Annotated in this window: 25 protein-coding genes; 12 read left to right on the forward strand and 13 right to left on the reverse strand. The window is 35.9% G+C overall.

Annotated features, from left to right (window positions below; all coding sequences use genetic code 11):
• Window positions 1–32 precede the first annotated feature (32 nt).
• Window positions 33–1,283: an aspartate kinase gene (locus tag ACFSRZ_RS04215; protein ID WP_379665268.1), complete on the reverse strand. Its 1,251-nt coding sequence runs from the start codon at window positions 1,281–1,283 to the stop codon at window positions 33–35.
• A complete protein-coding gene (locus ACFSRZ_RS04220; RefSeq protein WP_379665269.1) occupies window positions 1,280–1,774 on the reverse strand; it encodes a GNAT family N-acetyltransferase in 495 nt (164 codons plus the stop codon). The genes ACFSRZ_RS04215 and ACFSRZ_RS04220 overlap by 4 nt, the downstream gene beginning before the upstream one ends.
• 119 nt (window positions 1,775–1,893) lie before the next feature.
• On the opposite strand from ACFSRZ_RS04220, the gene fbp reads away from it, so the two are divergent.
• A complete protein-coding gene (fbp, locus tag ACFSRZ_RS04225; RefSeq protein WP_379665270.1) occupies window positions 1,894–2,898 on the forward strand; it encodes a class 1 fructose-bisphosphatase in 1,005 nt (334 codons plus the stop codon).
• Between the two features lie 426 nt (window positions 2,899–3,324).
• On the forward strand, window positions 3,325–3,933 hold the full coding sequence (locus ACFSRZ_RS04230) for a superoxide dismutase (protein WP_379665271.1): 609 nt from the start codon (window positions 3,325–3,327) through the stop codon (window positions 3,931–3,933).
• 66 nt (window positions 3,934–3,999) lie between these two features.
• Here the strand turns inward: ACFSRZ_RS04230 and ACFSRZ_RS04235 are convergent, their stop codons facing one another.
• Both ACFSRZ_RS04235 and ACFSRZ_RS04240 read right to left on the reverse strand, forming a co-directional pair.
• Window positions 4,000–5,898: an amidophosphoribosyltransferase gene (locus ACFSRZ_RS04235; RefSeq protein WP_379665272.1), complete on the reverse strand. Its 1,899-nt coding sequence runs from the start codon at window positions 5,896–5,898 to the stop codon at window positions 4,000–4,002.
• 61 nt (window positions 5,899–5,959) lie between these two features.
• A complete protein-coding gene (locus ACFSRZ_RS04240; RefSeq protein ID WP_379665273.1) occupies window positions 5,960–6,886 on the reverse strand; it encodes a PfkB family carbohydrate kinase in 927 nt (308 codons plus the stop codon).
• Window positions 6,887–6,961: 75 nt separating this feature from the next.
• On the opposite strand from ACFSRZ_RS04240, the gene ACFSRZ_RS04245 reads away from it, so the two are divergent.
• The 6 genes from ACFSRZ_RS04245 (at window position 6,962) to ACFSRZ_RS04270 (ending at window position 11,417) form a co-directional block, all read left to right on the forward strand.
• Window positions 6,962–7,381, forward strand: coding sequence for a SufE family protein (locus ACFSRZ_RS04245; protein ID WP_379665274.1), 420 nt, complete (start codon window positions 6,962–6,964; stop codon window positions 7,379–7,381).
• Between the two features lie 38 nt (window positions 7,382–7,419).
• Window positions 7,420–7,740: an iron-sulfur cluster assembly protein gene (locus ACFSRZ_RS04250; protein WP_379665275.1), complete on the forward strand. Its 321-nt coding sequence runs from the start codon at window positions 7,420–7,422 to the stop codon at window positions 7,738–7,740.
• An 11-nt stretch (window positions 7,741–7,751) separates the two neighbouring features.
• Window positions 7,752–8,261 carry a DUF2480 family protein gene (locus ACFSRZ_RS04255; RefSeq protein ID WP_379665276.1) on the forward strand — a complete coding sequence of 170 codons (510 nt, stop codon included), beginning with the start codon at window positions 7,752–7,754 and terminating at the stop codon, window positions 8,259–8,261.
• Between the two features lie 71 nt (window positions 8,262–8,332).
• Window positions 8,333–9,304 carry a DUF3078 domain-containing protein gene (locus ACFSRZ_RS04260; protein WP_379665277.1) on the forward strand — a complete coding sequence of 324 codons (972 nt, stop codon included), beginning with the start codon at window positions 8,333–8,335 and terminating at the stop codon, window positions 9,302–9,304.
• Window positions 9,305–9,339: 35 nt separating this feature from the next.
• The gene (locus tag ACFSRZ_RS04265; RefSeq protein ID WP_379665278.1) at window positions 9,340–10,179 is read left to right on the forward strand and encodes a DUF3078 domain-containing protein; all 840 of its coding nucleotides are present in this window, start codon (window positions 9,340–9,342) and stop codon (window positions 10,177–10,179) included.
• A 143-nt stretch (window positions 10,180–10,322) separates the two neighbouring features.
• Window positions 10,323–11,417 (forward strand): CNNM domain-containing protein, encoded by a 1,095-nt coding sequence (locus ACFSRZ_RS04270; protein WP_379665279.1) that lies wholly within the window; start codon window positions 10,323–10,325, stop codon window positions 11,415–11,417.
• Here ACFSRZ_RS04270 and hflX read toward each other — a convergent pair.
• From hflX to ACFSRZ_RS04290, 4 genes are all read right to left on the reverse strand, one after another.
• Window positions 11,414–12,619 carry a GTPase HflX gene (gene hflX / locus ACFSRZ_RS04275; RefSeq protein ID WP_379665280.1) on the reverse strand — a complete coding sequence of 402 codons (1,206 nt, stop codon included), beginning with the start codon at window positions 12,617–12,619 and terminating at the stop codon, window positions 11,414–11,416. The genes ACFSRZ_RS04270 and hflX overlap by 4 nt on opposite strands.
• Before the next feature lie 98 nt (window positions 12,620–12,717).
• The gene (locus ACFSRZ_RS04280) at window positions 12,718–13,047 is read right to left on the reverse strand and encodes a hypothetical protein (RefSeq protein WP_379665281.1); all 330 of its coding nucleotides are present in this window, start codon (window positions 13,045–13,047) and stop codon (window positions 12,718–12,720) included.
• Window positions 13,048–13,368: 321 nt separating this feature from the next.
• A complete protein-coding gene (locus ACFSRZ_RS04285) occupies window positions 13,369–13,728 on the reverse strand; it encodes a hypothetical protein (RefSeq protein WP_379665282.1) in 360 nt (119 codons plus the stop codon).
• A gap of 134 nt (window positions 13,729–13,862) precedes the next feature.
• On the reverse strand, window positions 13,863–14,096 hold the full coding sequence (locus tag ACFSRZ_RS04290) for a hypothetical protein (RefSeq protein WP_379665283.1): 234 nt from the start codon (window positions 14,094–14,096) through the stop codon (window positions 13,863–13,865).
• A 232-nt stretch (window positions 14,097–14,328) separates the two neighbouring features.
• Between ACFSRZ_RS04290 and ACFSRZ_RS04295 the strand changes: the two genes are divergently transcribed.
• The 3 genes from ACFSRZ_RS04295 to ACFSRZ_RS04305 all read left to right on the forward strand — a co-directional run bounded on the left by ACFSRZ_RS04295 (window position 14,329) and on the right by ACFSRZ_RS04305 (window position 16,818).
• The gene (locus tag ACFSRZ_RS04295) at window positions 14,329–15,003 is read left to right on the forward strand and encodes an NAD-dependent epimerase/dehydratase family protein (RefSeq protein WP_379665284.1); all 675 of its coding nucleotides are present in this window, start codon (window positions 14,329–14,331) and stop codon (window positions 15,001–15,003) included.
• Window positions 15,004–15,090: 87 nt separating this feature from the next.
• Complete coding sequence (locus tag ACFSRZ_RS04300; RefSeq protein WP_379665285.1) at window positions 15,091–15,873, forward strand: SDR family NAD(P)-dependent oxidoreductase; 783 nt, start codon at window positions 15,091–15,093, stop codon at window positions 15,871–15,873.
• 39 nt (window positions 15,874–15,912) lie between these two features.
• On the forward strand, window positions 15,913–16,818 hold the full coding sequence (locus ACFSRZ_RS04305; RefSeq protein ID WP_379665286.1) for a helix-turn-helix domain-containing protein: 906 nt from the start codon (window positions 15,913–15,915) through the stop codon (window positions 16,816–16,818).
• On the opposite strand, the gene ACFSRZ_RS04310 is transcribed toward ACFSRZ_RS04305, so the two are convergent.
• The 5 genes from ACFSRZ_RS04310 to aspS form a co-directional block, all read right to left on the reverse strand.
• Window positions 16,819–18,600: a chloride channel protein gene (locus tag ACFSRZ_RS04310; RefSeq protein ID WP_379665287.1), complete on the reverse strand. Its 1,782-nt coding sequence runs from the start codon at window positions 18,598–18,600 to the stop codon at window positions 16,819–16,821.
• 149 nt (window positions 18,601–18,749) lie between these two features.
• Entirely contained in the window at window positions 18,750–19,460 is a 711-nt protein-coding gene (locus ACFSRZ_RS04315; protein WP_379665288.1) for a DUF6503 family protein, read from the reverse strand.
• 112 nt (window positions 19,461–19,572) lie between these two features.
• Entirely contained in the window at window positions 19,573–20,199 is a 627-nt protein-coding gene (locus ACFSRZ_RS04320; protein ID WP_379665289.1) for a hypothetical protein, read from the reverse strand.
• A 21-nt stretch (window positions 20,200–20,220) separates the two neighbouring features.
• A complete protein-coding gene (locus tag ACFSRZ_RS04325) occupies window positions 20,221–20,733 on the reverse strand; it encodes a GTP cyclohydrolase (protein ID WP_379665290.1) in 513 nt (170 codons plus the stop codon).
• A gap of 156 nt (window positions 20,734–20,889) precedes the next feature.
• On the reverse strand, window positions 20,890–22,644 hold the full coding sequence (gene aspS / locus ACFSRZ_RS04330) for an aspartate--tRNA ligase (protein ID WP_379665291.1): 1,755 nt from the start codon (window positions 22,642–22,644) through the stop codon (window positions 20,890–20,892).
• 331 nt (window positions 22,645–22,975) lie between these two features.
• Between aspS and ACFSRZ_RS04335 the strand changes: the two genes are divergently transcribed.
• Window positions 22,976–23,209 carry a thioredoxin family protein gene (locus ACFSRZ_RS04335; protein WP_379665292.1) on the forward strand — a complete coding sequence of 78 codons (234 nt, stop codon included), beginning with the start codon at window positions 22,976–22,978 and terminating at the stop codon, window positions 23,207–23,209.
• Window positions 23,210–23,243 lie beyond the last annotated feature (34 nt).

The raw sequence follows: 23,243 nt of genomic DNA on the forward strand, positions 1-23,243 counted from the left end.
AACATAGTTAAAAAAACAACATTGTTAGCCTACTATTTGTTAACAACAACCTGAGCGGTTTCTTTATTGATCTGGGTCAATAATGGCTGCCCTGTTTTGTTAATTCTTTCTAAAGCTTCTTCAGTAAAATGTCGTACAGTATACAAGTCTACACCTTTCACAACATCTACCTTATAAGAAGACTTCAATTCCTCATAAAATGTTTCAAATTGATTGAATTTATTATCAACACACACAGAAAAACTAATCGCAGAGTTTTGTATGAGGTTTACTTTCAGCAAGTACTGATGTAATAATTTAAAGATATGGCTGATGTTATCTTCTACCATAAAAGAAAAATCCAGTGCAGAGATGGAAACTAAAATTTGATCTTTTTTTACAATAAAGCATGGTAACAGAGGTTGAATAGCTACTCCTCTCGTTACTTTGGTTCCTGAAAGTTTCAGGTCTTTAAATGATCTTACATATAAAGGAATGTCTTTGCTTTGTAGAGGCTGAATGGTTTTTGGATGAATTACGGAGGCTCCGTAAAAAGCCATTTCTATTGTTTCTTCATAAGAGATCTGTTCTAACAATTGGGTATCTTTAAAAACTCTGGGATCTGCATTCAATACTCCTTGTACATCTTTCCAAATGGTTACTGCATTTGCATCCAAGCAATAGGCAAAAATCCCTGCGGTATAATCTGACCCTTCTCTTCCTAATGTTGTTGTATTTCCTTTTGTGTCTCCTCCTAAAAATCCTTGAACAATATTTAGCTTTTGCTGATCTATATTTTGCAGGATGGTCTCTTGTGTTTTTTGCCAATCAACTTTTGCATCTCGATAACTACTATCTGTAATGATCAATTGTCGAACATCATTCCAAACATTCTCAACACCTTCTTTTGCAAAATAATTGCTTACGATGGTTGTAGAAGCAAGCTCTCCAAAACATACGATTTGATCGTATAAATAATCATAGTCTTTAGAAGTATTCTGAGCTAAAAAACCGCTTAATTTTCCAAACAGAATATCTATTTTTTCTTGAACCTCACTTGCTTCTCCAAAAAGATCTTTTATAATCTCTGTATGAAAATTGGCAACGAAGTCCTGTGCTGCTTTCAACCCTTCTCTTTCATAACAGTAAGCATGTACAATTTTTTCAAAGGCATTGGTCATTTTTCCCATGGCCGATATGACCAGCAAACAATTTTCTGTGCCCTCTTGTTGCAGGATGCTTGTTACATTCTTAACACTTTCTGCATCTTTTATAGATGCTCCTCCAAATTTATAGATCCTCACGTTCTCTTTCTTTTTAATTTATTGGTAAACTCCTTCAAGTTTTCTTCCGTCATGTGTACCACTTGCCAACCTTCTAAAATATGAGCTCCTGTGCTTTCGTAAAAATCGATGGCATTCTGATTCCAATCCAACACTTCCCATGCCACTCTCTTGTAATCATTTTCATCTGCATACTTCATTAGTGCTGTATAGAGAGCTTTTCCAACTCCGTATTTTCGTTTAGATTCGGTAACGATTAAATCTTCTAAGTGAATGGCTCTTCCTTTCCAAGTAGAGAAGCGTTCATAAAATAACGCCATTCCGATAATAGAATTGTTTTCTTCGGCAACAAAAATTTTGAACATTGGATGCTCGGAAAATCCATTTTTTTCAAGATCTTTGACAGAGATTTTTACAGCATCAGGTTCTTTTTCAAAAACAGCCAATTCTGTAATTAATTCATGGACAGCTTTCATGTCTTCTCTAGTGGCAAAACGAATGGTAAAACTCATGGTATTGAAATAAAAACCAAATATAATTCAACCAATCGAAACGCAGAGAAATAAGTTTACGAAAACGTTGTAGTTGTCAAAAAAAATAGCATATTTGTACTCCAAAATTGTATTCTTGTATGGCGAGTAAAAACCAAACTCTAGGTGAATTTATAATCGAAAATCAATCTTCGTTTAAGTACACATCTGGAGAATTATCAAGGTTAATCAACTCTATCCGTTTAGCAGCCAAAGTAGTAAACCACGAAGTAAACAAAGCCGGACTGGTTGATATTATTGGTGCTGCGGGAGACACAAACATACAGGGAGAAGATCAGCAAAAGTTGGACGTTTATGCCAACGATAAATTTATACAAACCTTAATCAACCGTAATATAGTTTGCGGAATTGCTAGTGAAGAAGAAGACGATTTCATTGCCATCAATAGTCAAGATGAAAATAACCAAAATAAATACGTTGTTTTAATTGATCCGTTAGACGGTTCGTCTAATATTGATGTTAATGTTTCTGTGGGGACTATTTTTTCAATATACAGGCGTGTTACTCCGGTAGGTACGCCTGTTCAATTGGAAGATTTTCTACAAAAAGGAAGTCAACAAGTTGCCGCAGGTTATGTGATTTATGGGACATCTACCATGTTGGTATATACAACCGGACATGGTGTAAATGGGTTTACCTTAAATCCGGCTATTGGAAGTTACTATCTATCTCATCCCAACATGCAATTTCCTGAAGACGGAAAGATCTATTCCGTAAACGAAGGGAATTACATTCATTTTCCACAAGGAGTAAAAGATTATATCAAATACTGTCAGGAAGAAGAAGGTGATAGACCTTATACTAGTAGATATATTGGTTCTTTGGTTTCTGATTTCCATAGAAACATGATCAAAGGAGGTATTTATATGTACCCAAAAAGCTCTAAAAACTCCAACGGAAAACTTCGTTTGCTATACGAATGTAATCCTATGGCTTTCTTAGCAGAGCAGGCTAACGGAAAAGCCAGCGACGGTTTTCAGAGAATCTTAGATATTGAGCCAACCGAACTTCATCAGCGAGTGCCTTTCTTCTGTGGCAGTAAGAATATGGTAGAAAAGGCTGAAGAATTTATGCGTAAAGCTTAATCCCCTTTCTTTATTCTATTGCCTATATTTGATCAAAAAAATGGGTGATCTAATCGAATTTTTTGCCGATTTATTTATTGCTTTGAATGACAATCCAAATAAAAAAAGTAGAATTGGATGTCTGTTTATTCTATTAATAATTATTCTTGTTTGTATTGTAACCTATTTCATCATTCAAATTTTCGAAGGCTAGCTTTCTGCTAAAATCGAAGATTTGAAATCCAGCAATTTCATTGTAACTTGGGTTTAACAAACTCTAAAAAAGAGAACCGCCTTTCGACGGTTTTTTTATTTGATTGTATTATTCAATAATTTACATCTATAGTGAAATAAATTATCAAAAAGTTAAGCACTTGTACGCCCTGCTTTTTATAGCTAAATTTGTGTGATTTAAAAAAAGAAAAATTAACTACTAAATAGAATATTATGGCTTTTGAATTACCAGAATTAGGCTATGCGTATGATGCGTTAGAGCCGCATATAGATGCAAGAACTATGGAGATCCACCATAGCAAACATCACAATGGATATACAACAAAATTAAACGCTGCTATCGAAGGAACTGAACTTGAAGGAAAATATATCGATGAGATCATCACAGGTATGGATATGAGCAATGCGGCTGTTCGTAACAATGGTGGAGGTTTTTACAACCACTCATTATTTTGGGAAGTAATGAACCCTAATGACAGAGGTGAATTATCTGGAGAATTAAAAGATGCTATTGATGCTGCTTTTGGTTCTTTTGACGGATTCAAAGACGCTTTCTCTAAAGCTGCTGCTACTCAATTTGGTTCAGGATGGGCTTGGTTATGTGTTAACCAAGGAGGATCTGTAGAAGTATGTGCTACTCCAAATCAAGACAATCCATTAATGCCTGGTGTTGGATGTGGAGGAACTCCTATTTTAGGAATTGATGTTTGGGAACATGCATACTACTTAAACTATCAAAACAGACGTCCTGATTATATTGAAGCTTTCTTTAACGTAATCAACTGGAACGAAGTTACAAGACGTTACAACGTAGGGAAGTAATTTCTCATACTTTATAAAACAAAAAAGCACCCAAATGGGTGCTTTTTTTATTTTGTGCAAAAGCTCTTAATAAGCTCTCTTATTATTTCCTTCGTAAAAATTGATAAAGGCATTGTTTACCACTCTATGTCCTCCATCAGTAGGGTAATCTCCTGTAAAATACCAATCTCCTAAGTTATCAGGACAAGCTCTGTGCAATCCTTCTACGTTTTGATAGATTACTTCTACATCAGCTTTAATTCCATCTGTCTTTAGCATTTCTGCAATCTTAGCTGAGATTTGCTCATCAGTAAATGGCGCATAAATCTCTTTAACAAAGTTCACAACATTCGCGTCTGCTAAGTTCACCTGATTTTTACATTTCTGATATACCTCATCAACGATGTGATATTGATCGGTATCTTTTAATAATTCCAACGCTGCTTTGAAAGCAATGAAATCTCCGATTCTTGCCATATCAATTCCGTAACAATCAGGATAACGAATTTGAGGTGCAGAAGAAACAATCACTATTTTCTTAGGTTGCAAACGATCTAAAATCTTAATGATACTTTTCTTTAAGGTAGTTCCTCTTACAATACTATCATCAATTACAACTAGATTGTCGGTCGATTTTACAACTCCATATGTCACATCATATACGTGAGCTACTAAATCATCTCTACTGTTATCATCGGCAATAAAGGTTCTTAATTTTGCATCTTTGATCGCTATCTTTTCAAATCGTGGTCTTTCTGCTAAAATCTCTTTTACTTCTGCTGCTGAGATTTCTCTTTGACCGGATAAGATCTTTTGAGTCTTTTGTTGATTCAACACATCTTCTGCAGCTTCAGTCATTCCATAAAAGGATGTTTCAGCTGTATTTGGTATAAATGAAAAAACTGTGTTAGAAATATCGTGGTTTATCGATTCTAAAACCTGAGGAAACACATATTTCCCTAGATTCTTTCTTTCTTCATAAATAGAAGCATCACTACCTCTGGAGAAATAAATACGCTCAAAAGAACATGATTTTTTCTCTCGTTGTTCTAAGATCTGATCAACACTTGTCTTACCATTTTTCTTAATGATCAAAGCATGACCTCTATCCAACTCCTTAATCTCTTCCAATTTTACATTGAAAACAGTTTGAATTGCCGGACGCTCAGAAGCTACCACTACAACTTCATCATCTTCATAATAATAGGTAGGCCTGATTCCACTTGGATCTCTAAATACAAAAGCATCACCGTGACCTATCAAACCGGCCATAGCATATCCACCATCCCAGTTTTTAGAAGAACGTTGTAAGATTCTCTGAACATCTAGATTCTCTTCTATATAAGGAGATGCCTCTATTTTAGACATTCCTTTTTCTTTAGCTTCCTGGTATAAATCGGCAACCTCTTGCTCTAAGAAGTGTCCGATCTTTTCCATAATGGTAACCGTATCTGTAAACTCCTTTGGGTGTTGTCCTAATTCTATCAACTCATCCAACAATTCCATTGCGTTGGTCATGTTAAAGTTTCCTGCAACAATAAGGTTTTGGTGTCTCCAATTGCTCTGACGCAAAAACGGGTGCACGCTTTCCATACTGTTTTTTCCGAATGTTCCATAACGAACGTGTCCTAAGAATAGGTTTCCGATGTAAGGCATATTCTTTTCTTGCCATTCTACATCGTCTAACTTATCCGGGTTTTTATCAAAAACACCATTCAATCGATCATTGATCTTTTGAAACACTTTTTGAATAGGCTGCGATTTGTTGGAACGCACTCTACTAATATATCGTTGTCCCGGCTCTGCATTAAATTTAATGCTGGCCAATCCGGCTCCGTCCTGACCACGATTGTGTTGTTTCTCCATCAACAAATACATCTTGTTCAGTCCGTAAAAGGCTGTCCCGTACTTGTCTTTGTAATACTGTAAAGGTTTTTTTAATCGAACTAAAGCAATTCCACATTCATGTTTAATAGCGTCGCTCATAGAAGATAATTATAGGTTTGTTTGTAATAAAAAATCCGCGCAGTGACGCGCGGATTTTGGTTTATGATAGTTTGATATCAAATTGTGTTAATTCTTTAAACGCTTCCAATCGTTGCTGAACTTCTCCAAGCCCCAGACTCTCCATTCGTTGTGTTCCAAATTTCTCAACACAGAAAGAAGCTAAATTGGATCCGTAGATAATGGCACTCTTTAAGTTTTCGAAAGAAACATCTTCTGTTTTTGCCAAATATCCTGCAAATCCTCCTGCAAATGTATCTCCGGCTCCTGTAGGATCAAACACCTCTGCTAATGGCAATGCAGGTGCAAAGAACATTTTCCCTTCATTGAATAACAAAGCTCCGTGTTCTCCTTTTTTAATTACTACATATTTCGGTCCCATTTCATGGATCTTCTTAGCAGCATTTACCAAAGAATATTCTCCACTTAACTGACGAGCTTCTTCGTCATTAATTGTGATAACGTCTATTCTTTTTAATACTGTATGTAAATCTTCTAATGCAGAATCCATCCAGAAGTTCATCGTATCTAAAATAGCCAACTTTGGCTTTTCATTCATTTGATCTAGCACTGATATTTGTGTCATAGGATGTAAATTTCCTAACATTACAATGCTTGCATTCTTATATTCTTCCGGAACAACCGGTGTAAAATCTGCCAATACGTTTAATTCTGTCACCAAAGTATCACGAGAATTCATATCGTTGTGGTAACGACCACTCCAAAAGAAGGTTTTTCCGTCTTCTACGATTTCTACTCCATCGGTATTAATCCCTTTGGCATTCATCATCTCTAAATACTCTTTAGGAAAATCTCCTCCTACAACAGAAACAATTCCTGTATCAACTCCAAATTGAGAAGCTGCCAATCCTACAAAAGTTCCTGATCCTCCTAAAATTTTATCTGTCTTGCCAAATGGAGTTTCAATGGCATCAAAAGCTACAGTCCCTACTGCTAATAGTTTACTCATTTCTTGTTTTTTTACCGTAATTTTGCAATCTGTTTTGCAACGATATTTTAGAAAGAGCAAAAATAAGTTTTAAAAATGACAATTAAAGAAATACAGGAAGAAATTATTGAGGAGTTTGCCTTCTTCGAAGACTGGATGGAGCGTTATGAGCATTTGATCGAATTGGGAAGATCTCTTCCTATCATCGACGAGCAATACAAAGTAGAAGAGAACATCATTAAAGGTTGTCAGTCTAAAGTTTGGCTACATTCTGAGTTGGCAGGTGATAAAATACAATACACAGCTGATAGCGATGCCATACTTACCAAAGGTTTGGTTGCTCTTTTGCTAAGAGTATTTACAGATCAAACTCCACAGGATATTTTAGCTGCAGACACTCATTTTATTGACGAGATAGGATTAAAAGAGCATCTTTCTCCTACTCGTGCCAACGGCTTGGTGTCTATGCTTAAGCAGATCAAATTATATGCTATTGCACAACAGGCTAATTCCTGAAATTCATCGTATCTTTGCAATCTAATTATTAGGAAATCATGACTGAAGAAGAAGTACAAGAAATAGGAGATAAAATTGTACGTGTGTTAAAAACAATTTTCGATCCGGAAATTCCGGTTGATATCTACGAATTAGGGTTGATCTATGACGTTTTTGTAAATGATGAAAATGATGCTAAGATCCTAATGACCTTGACATCACCTAACTGTCCGGTTGCCGAGACTTTACCTGTAGAAGTAGAAGAAAAGGTAAAAACGTTAAAAGAGATCAACAATGCAGAAGTTGAGATTACTTTTGATCCTACTTGGACTCAAGATATGATGAGTGAAGAGGCTAAATTAGAACTCGGAATGCTTTAAGCATAAAAATTATGGCTGATGAGATCGTAAATAGAGTTGCAAAAAGTCCTTTGATCAATATAGATCTGGAAGATTTCTATCCGGAAGGGAAAAGAATACTCTTCGATATCAAAGACTGGCTTTTTGAAGGAATCATTTTAAAAGAAAAAGATTTTAGAGATCATGTGAAAAACCACGATTGGTCTCAATATCAAGATTCCTATATTGCGCTTACCTGTTCTGAAGATGCCATTATTCCTTCTTGGGCTTATTTATTACTTTCTACAGAATTAGCTCCGTACGCTACCAAAGTTGTTGTTGGTAATCTTGAGCTATTAGAAACTTCTATTTATCAAGAAGTCATTCAAAATCTAGACATTTCCGAGTACACCGGCAAGCCTATTATTATTAAAGGTTGTGCCAACAAACCTATTCCTCCTTCCGCTTTTTCATTTTTAATAGAACGCATTCAACCCGTAGCAAAAAACATCATGTACGGAGAAGCTTGTTCAACCGTTCCGTTGTATAAGGCAAAAAAATAATTTTGTTTTTTAACATTTGGTATTATTTTTGTGATCACCCTGCCAACTATAACAACAACTAACACCTAAAAATGATCTCTACTAAGAGAGCCTTTATTTTGATTTTTGTTTTTGTGTCAACTCTTGGAGTTGCTCAAACAACAAACGACTCTATTCGTAAGGCGGATTCCATTACCAAAGCTATTTTGACCAAAAAGGTCGACTCTATTAATAAGGTTTTAAAAGCCATTAAAGAGAGAGAAGACAAAGAAAAAAAGAAAAACGAAGTTCCTAAAAAATGGACAGTTAATGGTCGTATGACTTTTTTATTCAATCAATCTTCCTTTACCAATTGGTCTGCCGGGGGAAACAACACTGTTTCAGGAGCTTTAGGATTGAATTACGATTTCAACTACGTAAAAGGAAAATGGAAATGGGATAACAAGATCATTTCCTCCTACGGATCAAGTCATGTTAGTGGTCAGGGGTACAGAAAAACAGATGATCGTTTTGAATACAACTCGGTTTTGGGTTACAAAGCAGGAGGTCATTGGTATTTTTCTTTCTTCAACAACTTTATTTCTCAATTTTCCAAAGGTTTCGATTATTCGAAAGATCCAAAATTGTTAGTGTCAAACGCTTTGTCTCCGGCTTATTTGAGTTTTGCGCCGGGAATCTTATGGCGTAAATCTCAAGATTTGAGAATCAACATCGCTCCGGGAACCGCTCGTTTTACTTTTGTTAGTGATCGTTTTGCAGGTCAGTATGGAACGGATCCGGGAAAGACATCAAACTTCAGTATGGGTTTCAACCTTTCTGGGTATTTAAAGTTTAAATTGATGAAAGATCTTACCATGGAAAACATCATTGCTTTGTATGCTGATTATTTGGACAATCCTCAAAATGTAGATGTCAATTACCAAATGAACTTGTATGTGAGTCTCAACAAATATTTGTCTATGAACCTTACACTACATACAATTTCTGACACAAATGCTTCAACAAGAGTTCAGTTTAGAGAGCTTTTCGGTGTAGGTGTTAATTATACCTTCCACAAAATTTAAAGTAGTACTTTTGTGCCCATATTATGGGTACATATATGAAAAGAATTATTGTATTATGCTTTGTATTGGCAGGGGTGTCAATCAATGCGCAGGAAAAAGAAGTAGATTCTACTTCAAATTGGACAAAAAAGGGGGCTTTTACATTATTATTTAATCAATCATCATTTTCTAACTGGATCGCAGGAGGAGAGAATTCTGTTTCTGGAACTGTGAGCATCAACTACGATTTTAACTACAAAAAAGGAGATTGGAGCTGGGATAATAAGATCATCACTAAGTATGGTATTAGCAATATTAGCGGAACCGGAACAAGAAAGACAGATGATCAGTTTGAGTTCAACTCTTTGTTAGGAAAAAAAGCAAGTAACAATTGGTCGTATTCACTTTTGTTAAACATTCGTAGTCAGTTTACCACAGGGTATGACTATTCTACCACTCCTAGAACTGAGACTTCAAGCTTTTTTGCTCCGGGTTATGTAACTATAGGTCCTGGAATGGTATATAAAAAATCAGACAACTTTAACATTCATCTTTCTCCGGCTACAACAAAAGCTACATTTGTAAGCGATCAATTTGCAGGTCAGTACGGAACTGATCCGGGGAAAACTTCTCGTTACGAATTAGGTTTCTATGGTGCTTTATATTACAAAGCTACTTTGATGGAGAATGTAACTGTAGAAAACATCTTAAATGCTTATTCTAATTATTTAGAAGATGCTCAAAATATTGATGTAAACTATCAATTGAATTTTGTGATGCAGATCAACAAATACTTATCTACCAACTTGAACTTTCACATGATTGTTGATGATAATGCTTCGAGCAGAGTTCAGTTTAAAGAAGTATTTGGATTGGGTGTGAACTATATTTTCTAGCAGTTAAAATTTATAAAAACTTTCTGGTGTCATTTCGAGCGACTGTGAAAAATCTATTAAAAAAAGTAGAGATTTCTCATTTCATTCGAAATGACATTTTTATTTTGCTTTTTTAAATATCTTTATCCAACCAAATTATAACAATGGGACTCTTACTTTTTTACGCAATCATTTCGATCTTCTTTTCTTTTTTATGTTCTATTCTAGAAGCTGTATTGCTAAGTGTAACTCCAACATTTATCAATGTAAAAGTTACAGAAGGTAAATCGTATGCAAAAACACTAGAGAAGATCAAAAATGATGTTGATAAGCCTTTGATCGCTATTCTTACACTAAATACCATTGCTCATACGGTAGGTGCCATTTTAGTAGGTGTACAGGCAGAACAACTGCCTTATAAGTTTGAGATCCTGGGAGTAAATGTAGTGGGTATTGTTTCGGCAATTATGACCATTCTAATTTTGGTTGTTTCAGAGATCATTCCTAAAACCATAGGTGCTACTCATTGGAAAAAGCTGGCAGGGTTTACCACTCGAACGCTTTCTGCACTAATTTTCTTCTTTAAATGGACCGGTATTCTTTGGGTATTGCAATTGTTTACTCGTCTTTTTGGTAAAGGAGGACATGGTTCTGTTCTTAGCAGAGAAGATTTTACCGCCATGACCGATATTGCTGAACAGGAAGGCGTTTTCCAAGAATCGGAAAGTAAGGTGATCAAAAATCTATTGAGCTTCAAGGAGGTTCAGGTTAAGGATATTATGACTCCAAGAACTGTATTAAAAACTGCTGATGAAACTCAAACCATACAAGAGTTCTTTGATGAGCACCCAATGCTACGTTTCTCACGAATTCCTATCTATGGTGAAAATCCTGATAATATTACCGGTTACTTCTTAAAGGATCAGTTATTGGAGGCAATTATCAATGGAAAAGGTGATCAATCTTTAAGTGAGATCAAACGTCCAATTCTGGTTACCAATAGAAGTTTACCTATTCCTAATTTATTTGAGCAATTGATCGATCAACGTGAGCATATTGCTTTGGTTGTAGACGAATACGGTTCTGTAAGCGGATTGGTCACACAAGAAGACATGATAGAAACCTTACTAGGTTTAGAGATCATGGATGAAAGCGATAATATTGAAGATCTTCAATTACTTGCCAGAAAAAGCTGGGAACGCCGTGCTAAGCGACTAGGAATTATTGATGATTTTAAAGAAGATTTCAATAAAGATTAACCTTCGTATTCGTAGTACAAAAAGTCGTTATAAGGAAAACGCTGAATGTGAATCTTCTTCACTTCATCGTACACTTTATCTTTAAATGCTTCTAGGTTGTCTTTGTTCAACGCAGAAATAAAGATCGATTCTTTCTCAAGATCATTCATCCAGGTACGCTTCCAGTCTTCTAATGTGTAATGCGCTTTGGTTTTTTCTGTAACCAAATCGTCTTCATCAATGGTTTCATGTGTATAAGCATCGATCTTATTAAAGACCATTACTGTAGGCTTATCTGCACTATCAATTTCCTGTAAGATATTATTTACAGAAGCGATATGATCCTCGAAGTTTGGATGTGAAATATCTACTACATGTAATAACAAATCTGCTTCTCGAACCTCATCCAACGTAGATTTAAAGGATTCTACCAGTTGTGTAGGTAGTTTTCTAATGAATCCTACGGTATCAGTCATCAAAAACGGAATATTCTTGATCACTACTTTTCTAACAGTTGTGTCAAGTGTAGCAAACAATTTGTTTTCTGCAAACACATCACTCTTACTCACTACATTCATCAAAGTAGACTTTCCCACATTGGTATATCCTACCAAAGCCACACGAACCATTTTTCCGCGGTTCTTACGTTGTACAGCCATTTGCTTGTCAATGGTTACCAACTTCTTCTTTAACAAAGAAATCTTATCACGAATGATACGTCTATCTGTTTCAATCTCTGTTTCCCCGGGACCACGCATTCCAATTCCCCCTTTTTGTTTATCAAGGTGAGTCCAAAGACGTGTTAAACGAGGTAATAAATATTGGTGTTGCGCTAATTCTACTTGAGTTTTTGCTGAACTGGTTTGCGCTCTTTGTGCAAAAATATCTAGGATCAGATTGGTTCTGTCAAGAATCTTACAATCGAGAATTTTTTCTATGTTCCTCAACTGTGCAGGAGACAATTCATCATCAAAAATAGCGGTTCCAATATTGTGCGTATCAATATAAGCCTTCACATCTTCCAGCTTTCCTGTTCCTAAAAAAGTTTTGGGATGAGGCTTGTCTAATTTTTGCACAAAACGTTTTACAGCCACTCCTCCGGCTGTTAAAGTTAAAAACTCCAACTCGTCTAAATACTCTTCAGATTGAGTTTCATCTTGATGCTGAGTAATGACCCCGATCAAAACTGCTTTTTCCGATATCGCTTCCTTCTGTTCTATCATAGGCGGCAAAGGTAGTAAGAAATCTAAATGTAACGCATAAAAAAAGCCCCAACTACGTTGAGGCTCAACACAAACTCGACTAATTACACTCTAAAGAGTTAAGCTTTTACAATTTTTAATGGAACGATGTACATTCTCATACGTTTTGCAACTTTCTTACTAACCGTTTTATAGTTTAACGCACTTTTGATGTAAGCATCAACATTTTTATTCTCAGACTCAACAGACAAAACAATAATCTCTCCTTTTCTATTGATCATAAATTTTACCTCTGCTTGTACAGTTTCTTTACTTTCGTAGTTTCCTAACAATTGTACAATTTGAGTTCTTAGGGCTCTTTCTTCTTTTCTTTTGTCATCTTCATTGTTGGCAAAAGTAGTTGTCACGCTCATTGCGAACACAAAAATTAATACAGCTAATTTTTTCATTTTTTTGTTTCTTAGGGTTTTTGTTTTATTTGTTTTTTTAAACCACTGTAAAAGTAGATTACAACCTAAGATTTATAAAAAAAAGCAGTTTAGGAAAAGATTGTTTTTGAGTAATTTAAACAAGAAAACTGCAATACTTTACAACAACTTTACATTGAAAATTCAGCAGCATTTTCAAGGAAACAATACACATTTTTCAATGTGAAACTCCCTCCTTTACGCAGTCATAATTCTTTTTGCAATTATTAACAAAAACCTATCAAAAAGACGTGTTACTAAATTGTAATTCCTTCTTCTTTTGTTTCTTTTTTGAAGAGAACATTATGATTTCTTGTAGGCCTTATCTTTTAAAATTCTGATAGGGATCACATAAAGTTTCATTACCTCTTTTGCCCGGATTTTTACTTTTTGATAATTCAGTTTGCCTTTTACATACCTGTCTATAGCATCATCTTTTGTATTGACAGTAAGTACAACGATCTCACTTTTTTTATTGACCAAAAATGTTATTCTAGTCTTTTCTTTTACCGGAGCTCCGTCATAACCTTCTAAAAGTTTTACCACTTGGTCTCTTAATGTTTTTGGGGTTGTTATGGGATTCTCTTCTTTACCAATTTCATTGGCAAAACTATTTGACATTCCTAACAGGAATACAAACGTAAGTACAGCAATTTTTTTCATTTCAATTTATTTTTAGCCCGCTAAGGTAGTCTAGGTATTGAAAGGAAAAAGTCGAAAGAAAATCTTTGTAACAGGGCGTCTCTAAATCGAAATAACCATTACCCTTTTGAGAAGAAATGAAAAGTTAGAAATAGTTATTCTTCTTTTTTCTTTTTGGGAAAGAAAAGATCGTCTTTGATCACGTATTTTTTGTATTTACCATCTCGGTATCTCCAGTAGATAAAAATAGGCATTAGAATGAATGCTAAATACAGAACTCCTAATCCCATTACTACTTTTCCTTTGGGGTGCTCTGTATATTCTAAATAACCACCTACAGACATCCAGATCACAAAAATAACGAAGAGTATTTTTAACAATGATTTCATAAGCACAAAGCTACAAAAAGTTCTACCTTTAATATTAAAATTTATTCAGGCGAGATCAAGGCCTCTAATTCATGATACTTACTACAATCACCTTCAAGGAAAATTGGTGGTTTATTAACTTCCTAACAAAATGAAAACACGCTGTAAAATGTATACGTGATTCAGTAATTGGTATACTTTTCAACTCTCAAACCAACATACTTTTGTAATATAAATTTTAAGATCATATATCATGAAAAGAGTCATCGTAACCGGCTCAACAGGAATGGTTGGAAAGGGTGTTTTATTAGAGTGTCTGGAGAGTCCCTATATTGCTCAAATTTTGGTTGTTAACAGATCCTCTGTAAACATAAAACACCCTAAACTAAAAGAAGTCTTACTCAATGATTTTATGCAAATTGATACGGTTTTTGAAGAGTTAAAAGGTTATGATGCCTGTTTTCATTGCATGGGTGTTTCGGCTATGGGAATGAGTGAAGTTCAATACACTCATGTTACCTACGACATGACAAAGAAATTAGTTGATATTTTGTTTGATTTGAATCCGGAATTTACGTTCAATTACGTTTCCGGAACAGGAACTGATAGCACTGAAAAAGGCAGGACTATGTGGGCTCGAGTAAAAGGAAAAACTGAAAATATGATTTTTACCAAAGGCTTTTTGGATGCTTATGCTTTTAGACCCGGTGCTATTGTTCCTGAAAAAGGTATCAAATCAAGAACTAGTTGGTATCAGTTCTTCTATATTATTTTACGTCCTTTCTTTCCACTGATGAAACGATCGAAGAATATTACAACTACCACTAACATAGGTATAGCCATGATTCGAAGTATCCTAGAACCTATAGAGCTAAAGATCTTATTCAATAAGGATATCAATGCATTAGCTACCAAAGAAGGCATGTAAAATATATACATGATTCAGTAAAATGTATACATCCAGCCTCTCTCTTACAAATACCTTTGTATCAACAAATTAAAAAACAATTTTACCATGAAAAATACAGCATTAATTACCGGAGCAAGCAGCGGACTTGGGTCTGAATTTGCTAGAATCCATGCAGCTAATGGTGGTGATGTGATCATCGTTGCCAGAAGAGCCAATAAATTGAACAATCTGAAAAAAGAACTGGAAAACAAATACAAGGTAAAGGCCAAAGTAATTGCTAAAGATCTGACCTTACCTAACGCTCCTCAGGAAATCTATGATGAGATTCGTCAAGAAGGCATCAGTATTCAATACCTGATCAACAATGCAGGGTTTGGAGGGCATGGAAAGTTTCATGAAAGAGCGTGGGAGCAAGATCTTTCTATGATCAACTTAAATGTAGTTGCATTGACTGCTTTGACACGTTTGTTCTTACCTGATTTTGTAGCAAGAAATGGTGGGAAGATCTTGAATGTTTCTTCTACCGCCAGCTTTATGCCGGGTCCTTTGCAGGCTGTATATTTTGCTACCAAAGCTTATGTAACTTTCTTTAGCAATGCTATTGCAGAAGAATTATACGATACTCGTATTACAGTAACCAATTTAATGCCGGGAGCTACAGAAACAGAGTTTGCTCAGACTTCAGGAATGGACAAAACAGGTTTATTTGAAAATACAGTAAGTGCCTATTCTGTTGCCAAAGATGGGTACGAAGGAATGCTGAAAGGGAAATTAGATGTTGTTTCCGGTTTGACATTTTCACAATCTTTGATGATGAAAGCAATTCCGTTTACTCCTAAAAAGACTTTGCTAAAGCAAATCCGTAAAATGCAAGAGATCGAAAACTAAGAATTCTGTAACTTACCCTTTAAAATTTGAAATTGTATCATGAGTGATATCATACATATAACATCCGTTATCCAATGTCATCAAGCCATGGGATTACAACCTCCCAAACATCCTTTGATCTCTTTGATCAACCTAAAGGATCTACGTAGTGTTGAATATGGAGGTGAGCGATTTACTTCCGACCTCTATATGATCTCATTAAAAGACGGTGCCAGCGGTTCTATGGGATATGGTCGTGTTTCTTATGATTTTTCAGATGGACTAATGGTTTTTACCAAACCCAACCAAGTATTATATAATGAAACAAAAGAGATCGAACCCGATGCAAAGGGTTGGGTCTTGTTGTTTCATCCGGATTTGATTCGTAAATCAGAATTAGGCAGAAATATCGATCAGTACTCCTACTTTTCCTATGAAGTACATGAGGCTTTGCATTTATCAGATGATGAAAAACACACATTAACTGATATTGTACGTAAGATCGAGCAGGAATATCAGCAGAATATAGACAAGCATAGTCAGAAATTGATCATCTCTAATATTGAGTTGTTGTTGGACTATTGCAACCGTTATTACGATCGACAGTTCTATGTGAGAACCAATCACAATCAAGACCTTGTAAGCAAGTTTGAATCTTTATTGAAAGACTATTTTAGTTCTGAAAAGCCAAATGAATTGGGAATTCCTTCGGTAAAGTACTGTGGAGAGCAATTGAGTATGTCTCCAAACTACCTTAGCGATCTCTTAAAAAAGGAAACAGGAAAAAATGCCAAGGATCATATTTACTATCATATTACCAACAGAGCTAAAAACAAATTATTAGGCACTACCCTTTCTATTAGTGAAATTGCTTATGACCTGGGGTTTGAGTATCCTCAACATTTCAGTAAGTTATTTAAGAAGAAAACCGGAATGAGTCCGGCGCAGTATAGAAATATGAATTGATCAGGTATTTGTTACCTCAATTAGCTTGTTTCTGTAGGCTGTTAGCAGTTTTGATTTGGAGATAAAACCAACGTACTTTTTGTCTTTGATTACGGGTAAATTCCAGGCTCCTGTTCCTTTAAACTTCTGCATGATGGTTTCCATAGAATCTTCGTAGAAAATGATTCCCGGTGATGATTTCATAAATAAAGAAACTGTTGTATTATCATACATACTCTGATCGAACATGATAGACCGTACATCGTCCAACAATACAATTCCTAAAAACTGATCTTCATCATCTAAAACAGGAAATAAATTTCGACTGGATTTAGAAACTCCTTTTTTTAGCATTTCTCCCAAGGTCATTTCTGGATGCAATACCACAAAATTGGTTTCCAATACTTTTTCAATCTTTAGCATCATCAAAGCATTCTTGTCCTTGTCTTTGGTAATCAACTCACCTCTCTTTGCCAATTCAGCCGTATAAATAGAGTTGGGCACAAAGTATTTGGTAAATCCGTAAGAAATGGTGGCAACCAACATCAAAGGAACAAACAAATCATAGCCTCCGGTAATTTCTGCAATCAGAAAAATTGCGGTTAGTGGTGCGTGAAGCACTCCAGCCATCAATCCTGTCATTCCAATAAGTGTAAAATTGGATTCGGAAACATTGAATCCAAATTGATTGATGATCTTGGCAAATACATTTCCTAAAGCACTCCCCATAAAAAGTGTAGGAATAAAGACTCCTCCTACTCCGCCTGCAGCAAATGTAGTAGCCATGGCTATGGCTTTAAAAACGACAATGATCATTAACATTCCAATAACCGTCCATACTTTGGTCATATCAATATCATATTGCAGACCACTTAAGGCTTCTACTGTATTTCCATTCAGTAAATTGTTGATCACATCATACCCTTCACCATATAAAGGAGGGATAAAGTACAGCATGAGTCCAATAGCCAAAGCTGCAATTCCTATTTTCCAGTAGGCATTGGAAAATCGATTAAAAAATCGGGTAATAAAAAAATACATTTTAGAAAAGTAGACCGAAGCTATTCCGGTTCCTACTGCCAGTAATACATAAAAAGCGATGTCTTTTACACGCCATGCTTCTTGCAATTCAAAGCCAAACAGCACATCGGTTCCTCTAAAGAAATAAGAGGTAATAACAGCGGCAACTGAAGCCAATAATAATGGAACCAAAGAAGCAAATACCAAATCTAAACTGAAGATTTCAATTGCAAAAACAATAGCTGCTACGGGTGCTTTGAACATGGATGACATGGCTCCGGCTGTTGCACATCCAATGAGCAACATTCGGGTTTTGGTATTCATATGAAACAACTGCGCTACATTAGATCCTAAAGCTGCTCCTGTGCTTACTGCCGGCCCTTGCAATCCTGCCGATCCTCCAAACCCTACAGTTATTGGTGCGGTAATCATGGAGGCAAACATTTTGTATCGCTCTATAATTCCGCTTCGTTTAGAAATAGAATACAAAGTAGTTGAGATTCCGTGTCCGATCTCTTTCTTGATAAAGTTCTTTTTGATCAGATAGACCAACCAAACTCCTATGATCGGGAAAATAAAGTAGAGTGAGTAGTGATAGTTTTTGATGATTCCATCTTCTAGAATGGATTGAATGAACAATGTCAAATATTTCAAGATCACCGTTCCCAATCCCGCAAGAAACCCCACCAAAATACTTAAGACCAATACAAACTGACGTTCAGAGATATGCTTGTATCTCCAAATGAGTATTCGCGTAAATATATTTCGCTTTTTGGTTGGCATTGTTTCTTTATTGGTCATCGCGATCACACTACAGTGCGAGAAGCGATCTTAATTATAAGGTTCCTTCACTTTGTTCGGAATGACATTTTACTCTTTTCTCCTTCTCCTTACTCCTTACTCCTTACTCCTTACTTCTTACTTCTTACTTCTTACTTCTTACTCTTTAAAATATCTGTTCCTAAATATTTATCATCTTTGTTATAGTACCAAGCTCTGGTTTTCGGCATTTTAATTCCGTTGATGGTTTCCATTCCGGAAAGTAAAATGTATTCACCTGTATTTTGCTCACCATTTTTTAAGAATTGGTAAATTTCCATCGCGTAGGTTTTCGGGTTGAAATAAAAGAACCAAACGTCTTTTCCAACTCCTTCTTTATAAGTAGCTCTTAAAACCAAATAAGGTTTTCCTTTGAATTTGATCTTATTGATCTTAGCATCGATCTGTGTTCCGGGATCTTTTAACTTCATCGGTAATCCGTATAGGTAAGAATAATAGTTCTTATACAGATTAGCACGATCACAGCTTAATCCATTGGCTTTTTTCTCTTCTTCTGTAGGAGTTTTTCCATTGAATAAAATGGTGCATTTCTCTTTATCTACTGTATATTCTGTGGTTTTTCCTGCTCTTGTAGCTTTTACATAAAAATATTGGTTAGGAAGATCTATCTTGATCTCAGAATCTCTGTTAGGACTGTTCGGTGTCTCCATAGTTACCAACAAAGTACCTTTAAAGCTTTCCCATTTTCCTTGTGGGTCATGATATTGAATGGCTTTTTCTAACAATTGTGGGCCGGTAAGATCTTGCGCATGCAAAGAGATCGTAGCTAAAGCCACGAATAAAAGTGTAGTTAATTTTTTCATCTGGAGATTTTCATTTTTGCTATTAGTCAGATGGAATTCGCCTTCTTTTCTTTATTCATTAAAAAGAAATCATTGCTAAGGCTTATTTCATAGCTTAAAAGTAGTAAAAATCTCAGAGGCTTTCTTTGATTTCGTTCATTAGCTCGTTATACTGATAATTTGTGTTTGGTTTGATAACTTTTACGATTCTTTCAGGAGCAATATTTTTAAATAGAAGTAATTGGTAATCTTCAAAAGTAAATTCCATAAAATCCGAGTTATCAATAAAATCTTTTATTGCCTTCTTTTTACTTTTCTGAATATACTTTTTCCCTAGGCTTAACCTTTCTTCATAAGACTCCAGAGTCAAACCTTCTTCAGTACTATCGCCTATTCTACAAATAATGGTTTCTTTATAATTCTTCTTTAGCTGCTTTATACTTGGAAAAACACTCTTGGGATTTGAATTAAGAATTTCTTTGAGTGTATACCTTCGTTTGGAAATGATCTTATAGTCATCATCATACTCTTTGTGTGTATCTATGACCCAATGATCATGAACCAATGGAAAATCAGACTCGTTTAGTTCGAAAACAAAGCCTAAGTATTCTTGATCGTTCAAAAGAAAATCTAACCACCATCTGTTTAGATTCTTAAAAGGCGTAGCCAGTGTCGCTGAGATCCAAGTATCTTGAATTTGGATTCCTTTTTCTAGGATAGCGCTTTTATTTTTTGTTGGAGACCAGTGAATTGCCTTCATTCCCTAAAAGTAGCAAAAATCTTACAAGCTGGTAGGTTGAGTTCCTACAACTTCAATTCCGTGTTGGGTAAGTGTATCTACTTTTTTAGGGTTGTCAGTTAACATTTTGATAGATTTCACCTTCAATTCTTTCAAAATTTCTGCTGCTACTGTAAAGTCTCTAGCATCTCTTTGAAAACCTGCTTTTTCATATGCTTCGGGTTGTGGTACACCTTGTCTTTTAAACTCAGCACTCTTCATCAAGGCAAAATGTCCATTTCCTTTTCCTTCTTGATTCAACCAGATCACAATTCCCTTCCCTGCTTGTTCAATCAGTTTTTGCGAGTTTTCCATTTGCTCTCTACAATCACATTCTATACTGTTAAAATAGTGTCCGTAAATACACAAAGAATGAACTCTACATAAGATCTCTTCACCTTCTGTAACATCTCCCATCACAATGGCGTGACTCTCTCTTTGCCCATCATGATAGAGGTATTCTTTAAAGGTTCCAAACTTGGTTTTTATTTGACTTTCAGCTAATTGTACAATCATATCTTTTTCATTAAAAAATCCCGCTGTCGCGGGATTTGGTTTTATCTGTAATTCCGAACGAAGTGAAGCCTGTCTGCCGCAGACAGGGAATCCTTTAAACAGATTACTTAGTCACTTGTTTTCGACAAGCTCAAACTGACATTCCTCGTAATGACCTTATTCTGTAATATCTAATTTAATACTCAACTCTTTCAGTTGTTCGTTATCTACCGGTGCCGGTGCATCGATCATGACATCACGTCCTGAATTGTTCTTCGGGAAAGCGATAAAGTCACGGATCGTTTCCTGACCTCCTAAGATGGCTACCAATCTATCGAATCCAAAAGCAATTCCTCCATGAGGTGGTGCTCCGTATTCAAAAGCATCCATTAAGAATCCAAACTGTGCTTTAGCTTCTTCCGGAGTAAATCCAAGGTAATCAAACATCATTGCTTGAATTTGTTTATCGTGAATTCTAATTGACCCTCCACCAATCTCATTTCCATTCAACACTAAGTCATAAGCATTCGCTTTTACCTTACCTGGCTCTGTTTCTAATAATGAAATCTGCTCTGGTTTTGGCGATGTAAATGGATGGTGCATTGCATGGTAACGCTCAGTTTCTTCATCCCACTCTAACAATGGGAAGTCTACTACCCATAATGGAGCAAACTCATCCGGCTTACGTAGGCCTAAACGCTCTGCCATTTCCATACGTAAGGCACTCATTTGTGCACGTGTTTTATCTGTTGGCCCTGACAGTACACAGATTAAATCTCCGGCTTTTGCTCCGGTAACTTCTGCCCATTTTGCCAAATCTTCTTGATCGTAGAACTTGTCTACAGAAGACTTAAAGCTTCCATCTTCGTTGCATTTTACATAGACCATTCCTAAAGCTCCTACTTGCGGACGCTTTACCCAATCTATCAATTTATCGATCTCTTTTCTGGTATACGATGCAGCTCCCGGAACGGCAATTCCTACAACTAGTTCTGCACTGTTGAATACTTTGAAGTCTTTGTGTTGCGCAACTTCGTTCAACTCACCAAACTCCATTCCAAAACGAATGTCCGGTTTGTCGTTTCCGTATAAACGCATTGCATCATCATACTGCATTCTTGGAAACTTATCTACCTCAACACCTTTGATCTCTTTTAACAAGTGACGCGTTAATCCTTCAAACGTGTTTAAAATATCTTCTTGCTCTACAAAGGTCATTTCGCAGTCGATCTGAGTAAACTCAGGCTGACGGTCGGCACGTAGATCTTCATCTCTAAAACATTTTACAATCTGGAAATATTTATCCATTCCTCCTACCATTAATAACTGCTTGAAGGTTTGTGGCGATTGTGGCAATGCGTAAAATTGTCCTTCATTCATACGTGAAGGCACTACAAAATCTCTTGCTCCTTCCGGAGTAGACTTGATCAAATAAGGAGTTTCCACTTCAGCAAACCCTTCATCAGATAAGTATTTACGAACTTCCATCCCTACTTTGTGGCGGAATAATAAGCTTTCTTTTACCGGATTACGACGAATGTCTAAGTAACGATACTTCATACGAAGATCTTCTCCTCCATCAGTTTCATCTTCGATAGTAAACGGCGGAAGTTTTGCTTCATTTAAAACGGTTAATTCAGATACCAATACTTCTACATCACCTGTTGGGATGTTTGGGTTTTTAGATTGACGTTCGATCACAGTTCCTTTCACTTGAATCACAAATTCACGTCCTAAACCTTTGGCTTTTTCCATTAGGTCGGCAGCTGTTCTCTCTTCATCAAAGATCAATTGCGTAATTCCATAACGATCACGTAAGTCTACCCAGATCATAAATCCTTTGTCCCGTGATTTCTGTACCCAACCTGCTAAGGTTACTTCTGTATTGATGTGCGACGCTCGTAACTCGCCACAAGAATGCGTTCTATACATTATTTGTATGCTTTTTAGTAAGCTTAAAATTTATCCTTTCGTAATTTTTGTCTCCTCGAGCGGAGTCGAGAGATTCTAATCAAGTTGCCTCTTTAAAAATAGTTCTCGACTCCGCTCGAACTGACATCGAATTCTCTGCCAGATAATCCTAACCATTAATCGGGTGCAAATTTAATCAAATCCGAAGAATAATAGGTATTTGAAGCCTTTAATTCCCATCTAATTTTTCCTTTGTAAGCAGCTACTAAAATGGGAAATTTTGAAAAAATATTTTTTTAGTTAGGATTCCTTACTATATTTGCATCGAAATTTTAATTTAAAATCAAAACACATGAAAAAATCAATTTTTTATCACGCAGGTTGCCCTGTATGTATTAGCGCAGAGCACGACATCATCAATTTGATCGGAGAAGACAATGTAGAGATCGTTCATTTGGGTGAAGACAGAGATCAGTTAGATACTGCTGAAAGTGCAGGAGTACAATCGGTTCCCGCCTTGTTAACTCCTAATGGTAACGTGTTACACATTAATTTTGGAGCATCCATGGCTGATGTTCGTGGTTAATTTTTTTTAATCTAAATAGTTAGGAATCCTAATT

The sequence above is a fragment of the Pseudotenacibaculum haliotis genome (assembly GCF_042684245.1).
In the GTDB taxonomy this organism is placed as follows: Bacteria; Bacteroidota; Bacteroidia; order Flavobacteriales; family Flavobacteriaceae; genus Polaribacter; species Polaribacter haliotis_A.

Excerpts from the sequence above, each read along its gene's own strand:
- ACFSRZ_RS04290 (WP_379665283.1), bottom strand. The coding sequence starts at position 14,096 with ATGAAATCATTGTTAAAAATACTCTTCGTTATTTTTGTGATCTGGATG.
- ACFSRZ_RS04285 (WP_379665282.1), bottom strand. The coding sequence starts at position 13,728 with ATGAAAAAAATTGCTGTACTTACGTTTGTATTCCTGTTAGGAATGTCA.
- fbp (WP_379665270.1), top strand. The coding sequence starts at position 1,894 with ATGGCGAGTAAAAACCAAACTCTAGGTGAATTTATAATCGAAAATCAA.
- ACFSRZ_RS04220 (WP_379665269.1), bottom strand. The coding sequence starts at position 1,774 with ATGAGTTTTACCATTCGTTTTGCCACTAGAGAAGACATGAAAGCTGTC.
- ACFSRZ_RS04255 (WP_379665276.1), top strand. The coding sequence starts at position 7,752 with ATGGCTGATGAGATCGTAAATAGAGTTGCAAAAAGTCCTTTGATCAAT.
- ACFSRZ_RS04315 (WP_379665288.1), bottom strand. The coding sequence starts at position 19,460 with ATGAAAAAATTAACTACACTTTTATTCGTGGCTTTAGCTACGATCTCT.
- ACFSRZ_RS04235 (WP_379665272.1), bottom strand. The coding sequence starts at position 5,898 with ATGAGCGACGCTATTAAACATGAATGTGGAATTGCTTTAGTTCGATTA.
- ACFSRZ_RS04240 (WP_379665273.1), bottom strand. The coding sequence starts at position 6,886 with ATGAGTAAACTATTAGCAGTAGGGACTGTAGCTTTTGATGCCATTGAA.
- aspS (WP_379665291.1), bottom strand. The coding sequence starts at position 22,644 with ATGTATAGAACGCATTCTTGTGGCGAGTTACGAGCGTCGCACATCAAT.
- ACFSRZ_RS04310 (WP_379665287.1), bottom strand. The coding sequence starts at position 18,600 with ATGCCAACCAAAAAGCGAAATATATTTACGCGAATACTCATTTGGAGA.
- ACFSRZ_RS04245 (WP_379665274.1), top strand. The coding sequence starts at position 6,962 with ATGACAATTAAAGAAATACAGGAAGAAATTATTGAGGAGTTTGCCTTC.
- ACFSRZ_RS04335 (WP_379665292.1), top strand. The coding sequence starts at position 22,976 with ATGAAAAAATCAATTTTTTATCACGCAGGTTGCCCTGTATGTATTAGC.
- ACFSRZ_RS04300 (WP_379665285.1), top strand. The coding sequence starts at position 15,091 with ATGAAAAATACAGCATTAATTACCGGAGCAAGCAGCGGACTTGGGTCT.
- ACFSRZ_RS04325 (WP_379665290.1), bottom strand. The coding sequence starts at position 20,733 with ATGATTGTACAATTAGCTGAAAGTCAAATAAAAACCAAGTTTGGAACC.
- ACFSRZ_RS04280 (WP_379665281.1), bottom strand. The coding sequence starts at position 13,047 with ATGAAAAAATTAGCTGTATTAATTTTTGTGTTCGCAATGAGCGTGACA.
- ACFSRZ_RS04250 (WP_379665275.1), top strand. The coding sequence starts at position 7,420 with ATGACTGAAGAAGAAGTACAAGAAATAGGAGATAAAATTGTACGTGTG.
- ACFSRZ_RS04230 (WP_379665271.1), top strand. The coding sequence starts at position 3,325 with ATGGCTTTTGAATTACCAGAATTAGGCTATGCGTATGATGCGTTAGAG.
- ACFSRZ_RS04270 (WP_379665279.1), top strand. The coding sequence starts at position 10,323 with ATGGGACTCTTACTTTTTTACGCAATCATTTCGATCTTCTTTTCTTTT.
- ACFSRZ_RS04260 (WP_379665277.1), top strand. The coding sequence starts at position 8,333 with ATGATCTCTACTAAGAGAGCCTTTATTTTGATTTTTGTTTTTGTGTCA.
- hflX (WP_379665280.1), bottom strand. The coding sequence starts at position 12,619 with ATGATAGAACAGAAGGAAGCGATATCGGAAAAAGCAGTTTTGATCGGG.
- ACFSRZ_RS04295 (WP_379665284.1), top strand. The coding sequence starts at position 14,329 with ATGAAAAGAGTCATCGTAACCGGCTCAACAGGAATGGTTGGAAAGGGT.
- ACFSRZ_RS04265 (WP_379665278.1), top strand. The coding sequence starts at position 9,340 with ATGAAAAGAATTATTGTATTATGCTTTGTATTGGCAGGGGTGTCAATC.
- ACFSRZ_RS04320 (WP_379665289.1), bottom strand. The coding sequence starts at position 20,199 with ATGAAGGCAATTCACTGGTCTCCAACAAAAAATAAAAGCGCTATCCTA.
- ACFSRZ_RS04305 (WP_379665286.1), top strand. The coding sequence starts at position 15,913 with ATGAGTGATATCATACATATAACATCCGTTATCCAATGTCATCAAGCC.